Source organism: Psychromonas sp. (genome assembly GCF_983033635.1).
Genome location: NZ_CEZLMY010000243.1, coordinates 1 through 3,999 on the forward strand (window position 1 = coordinate 1; position 3,999 = coordinate 3,999).

6 protein-coding genes are annotated in these 3,999 nt (G+C 40.5%); all 6 read right to left on the reverse strand.

Annotation, left to right across the window (positions count from 1 at the left end; genetic code table 11):
- Positions 1–136: 136 nt before the first annotated feature.
- Complete coding sequence (locus AC4GME_RS17790; RefSeq protein ID WP_490376273.1) at positions 137–619, reverse strand: type II secretion system protein M; 483 nt, start codon at positions 617–619, stop codon at positions 137–139.
- Positions 619–1,815: a type II secretion system protein GspL gene (gene gspL / locus AC4GME_RS17795; RefSeq protein WP_490376272.1), complete on the reverse strand. Its 1,197-nt coding sequence runs from the start codon at positions 1,813–1,815 to the stop codon at positions 619–621. The genes AC4GME_RS17790 and gspL overlap by 1 nt, the downstream gene beginning before the upstream one ends.
- 66 nt (positions 1,816–1,881) lie before the next feature.
- Positions 1,882–2,865 carry a type II secretion system minor pseudopilin GspK gene (gene gspK, locus AC4GME_RS17800; RefSeq protein ID WP_490376271.1) on the reverse strand — a complete coding sequence of 328 codons (984 nt, stop codon included), beginning with the start codon at positions 2,863–2,865 and terminating at the stop codon, positions 1,882–1,884.
- Entirely contained in the window at positions 2,865–3,503 is a 639-nt protein-coding gene (gspJ, locus tag AC4GME_RS17805; protein WP_490376270.1) for a type II secretion system minor pseudopilin GspJ, read from the reverse strand. The genes gspK and gspJ overlap by 1 nt, the downstream gene beginning before the upstream one ends.
- Positions 3,493–3,876 (reverse strand): type II secretion system minor pseudopilin GspI, encoded by a 384-nt coding sequence (gene gspI / locus AC4GME_RS17810; protein WP_490376269.1) that lies wholly within the window; start codon positions 3,874–3,876, stop codon positions 3,493–3,495. The genes gspJ and gspI overlap by 11 nt, the downstream gene beginning before the upstream one ends.
- A gap of 7 nt (positions 3,877–3,883) precedes the next feature.
- The coding region (locus tag AC4GME_RS17815; RefSeq protein ID WP_490379936.1) for a prepilin-type N-terminal cleavage/methylation domain-containing protein at positions 3,884–3,999 on the reverse strand (116 nt) is incomplete at its 5' end.

Consider the following 3,999-nt stretch of genomic DNA (forward strand, 5'->3'; position numbering starts at 1 on the left):
TGGGCAAGGCGAGAGGCAACCATCTTCAGCGTTATAAAACCTTGATGTAGAATGCTAGATCTTCGGCTTTATGCCTTGAATCTAGTCACCTCTCGACTTGCTGATTCCTGCATCTTCAAGTAGCTTGGGTATTATATTAATAACCAAGTAATAAACGATTAATTTTGATGTGACCCTCTTTATCCATTCTTGACAAATCGGTATTGATAACGGACACAGAATGCTGATTATTTAAGCTTGTTAACCAGTCAATAAAGCGGCCAAATTCAACATCAGTGATCCACACTTCGAGCTGCTGTTTTTTATTCACAATGCGTGAAAACTTGATGCCATGTTGCCTGGCACTTTTATTAACAACTTGCGTTAAGCTTAATTTTTTACTGCTTACTTTCTGTTTAGCCACCCCGGCTTGCACCAATACAACCGCTTTATCCTGCACCCAACTCAATGTTTGCTCAGCACGGCTCAACTCCTTTTTGCTCTGTTGCAACTGGTTTGCTAACGGCTTCCAAGCGCCCCAGTAAACAATGGCCAGCAATAAAAAAGCAGCACTGACTAATGACAGTTGTTGTTCTCTTTCGGAAATACTTTTCCACCAATCTTTAAACTGTTCAGTCATTATCTTTTCCTTATTGTTAGCAAACCGCTAACACGATCTTTACTGCTATTAAGTGCGCCTTGCTCCACGCTGAAATGCTTAGGTATTGAATCGGTGAATTTTTCAAATGATTGGAAGTTATTACCACTGACTAAAATTCGCATCTCAAGTTTTTTTCTATCAAATTTAAGGCTAGTCGCTTCAAGCTCCGGATTATTTACAAAAGCAGGTAGTAACTCATTAAGCATCGATAAAAAACCGGATTCAGCAACACCGCCATCTAAGCCAAGCAACATGCTTTTAAGTTTTTTCTTAATACGTGCGTATTTTAATTTATCCTGCAAAGGGAATGCTTGTTTATAAACAGCTTCAACTTGCTGTTTAACTAACAGGGTTTGTTTTTCTACCTGCATATTTTTCAGATAAAGGTTAAACATCAGGAAAACAAACAAGACGGCGGTTAAAACAGCTGGAATTCGCCACTTTTCAAGTTGTTTATTACTCTCTTTTTTCGGTTTAAATTCCCCCGTTAGCAGGTTTATTTTATTATTCAGGGTTCCTTTTGCCAGTAACTCCATTGGTAACATGGCATCACTATTAGTCCACTGGCCAACAGTGCTTTCAGGGAACGGGCTGTAACTTTCGATCTGCTGTGATAAATTCTCTTCGAGTTTACTCTCTAATATAAAGTCAAGCATTGTTTCCTCACAGCTCCAAGCAAGGTCATGACTCTCTCTGATTATCCACTGCTTTTCGAGCTGCAGCGCCTGCCACTTTCCGTCAACACAAGGCAGGGTTAAACCTTCAGGGATCAACTGTTTGCAGCTTATCTGTGCGGCCTCTAACCAGTTCAGCCAAGTTGATATTTTCTGTTTGTCACAAATCGCGACATGCAGTAAATCTGTCTGTTTTGCGATAACAGAAAAGTGTAATTTTTCTACATCAGATGCCAGCTCTTCTTCCACCAGATAGGGTAACGCCTGTTGCATTTGACGATTAAAAACACCGTTAATAGTGATCGCTTTAATGCACACATCCACACCGGGCAGCAAACAGATAACAGCACGTTGCTGTGCTTTTTCGCTTAATAAATTTAATTGCTGCGCATTATCAACCTGTCCTGAGGCAATAATTTCATTTTCACTATCTGACCATATAAGCCAATGATTTTTCTGCGAAGCTTCACTTGCTAAGCGGATTATTAATCGTTCAGTCACCAACAATCTCCATCATACCCGTCGTTGTTACGGCGCGTATTATCCATTTATTCTGTAACACTAAGTTCATTTAAATCCACCAGATTGATAACGGATCACTTTTGCCTTTTTAGCGTCAATTTTAAATAAAAGCTTAACTGTCAGTAAGCGTTCTTCAAATTCAACAATACCGTTTAATTGAAAAAACTCACTGCTGACACTTAGCTGTTTTTTTAAGGCCGCCGATATATCTAAGTCCTTAAAGAGGCTGTTTGCTAAAAAATCACTGACATTATTCCAACCACTCGTTGGGCGATCATCTAGTAATTTTTGGAAATCAGAGACAGTAAGATCATGCTCTCTCTTAAACAAGGCATATAAAATTTCAGGCTGCTCCACACTCACGGTATTAACATTAATAATCAGATCCTGTGAGGGAACTGCACATAAATAGGGCGCTATTTTTTCATATACTTTTTGCCCCACCCCCTGCACCGCTCGAAGTTCACTGATATCAACCATTAAATTATTTGCGGCTAAATGGGCAACACTTCGCCCTTGATAAAAACTATCTTCTGCACCTTGAGCGGCATCGCTTTTATCATCTGGATCAACCCAGTCCCGCGTCGATTCGGCAACCATCTCGGCTTTGTAATCATTTAAGCCGATAGCTTCTAATAAATATTGGAATTGGCTTACCGGCACGGCAGGCGTATTACCCTGGTCTTGCAGACCAACAGCATTAACATTAAAACAACTGCGCTGATCTTTAATCTGCCCGGCCAGATTACCGTTATCAAGCGGGAATACCATATCTGGTGTTGCCCATATTTGATCCAAGCTCACCACCTCACTATCAGCAAAATCCTGATCTAAAATCATTCTTCCTAAATCTGCCGAGGCCTGCCCGTACCAATATACTTTTTGCGAAAAAGTTAACCCCTCAGTACGCTTTAAACTTAACGTTAAACGTCCGGTCATAGTCGCTGCAATAGTTACCATGATGGCCAAAATCATTAAAACTGTAATTAAAGCGATACCACCTTGTTTTTTCTTATTAACTACAGCCATTATTGAATAACCTCACCAGCGGAGATTAAAAAAACACGACGAATTTCAGAATAATGTTTGCTGGTAAAGTTAATTTCGATACCTGTTGGCAGCTTTTTTTCAGGCTCCCATGTGCTTTGCCAACCATTATTCCAAAAACGGAAACTGAGTTTTTCAATATTATTTAATAATACCTGCACTTCCGGCTCTTGCCCTGCCACTAAATCAGGGTAAAGAAAATACAAACGTTGTAATTGCCCCTCTTGTAGTCGATAACGTACCCGTAAAATATTAGAACGAGGCAGTAAACCAAGCGGGTTTTGCCAACCTAGACGGTTAAATTCAATGCCCTGATCTTCTGAGTCAAACAGTGAACTGCCCGCTGTGATAACCCGTAATTTATCTTGTTCCCCACTCTCATCCCGCGAGGTTCGCGCCACAATTTGGGTAAAGTCCTGTTCAATAATAAGCATTGCTCGTTGCAGTTGCGTCAATGACTCACTGTGCTCTTTGCTTATCTCACCACTGCGTAAAACACCTTGTAATACCTGATAAGCGGTCAGGCTTAACATCGCAAAAATTGCGATAGCAATTAACACTTCAAGTAGTGTAAAGCCTTTGCTTAAAGAGCTGGAGAATGAAAAGTTACTATTTCGCAATGTAGGTCCTAATATAAGCTAGTGCGCTACCCTCTTTCTGAGCACTCACTTCAATATCCAATGCTTTAAAGTTGCTATCACCTGTTTCCACCGTTTGATAACGTAAATGCCAGCTGTTTCCGGCAAACTCTTCTGTGTCATTTTGCCAGCTTGATGATGGCCACTTCTTTTGCAATTTCAATTCCACCAAACGGTTACTTGCAACCCATAGAGCAAAGGTTTTATCTTGCAGATAAGCTTGATTATTTAACGCTTCAGAAGCTGATTTCATCACAGCTAAACCGGACGTCGCCAAAATAACCAGCGCAAGCATCACCTCAAGCAATGTCATGCCCTGTTGTTTTACTGCTGTTATTTTCAACCTTGATTTCATTGTTTTTCTAACTCAGATAAGCTTGATTATTTAACGCTTCAGAAGCTGATTTCATCACAGCTAAACCAGACGTCGCCAAAATAACCAGCGCAAGCATCACCTCAAGCAATGTCATGCCCTGTT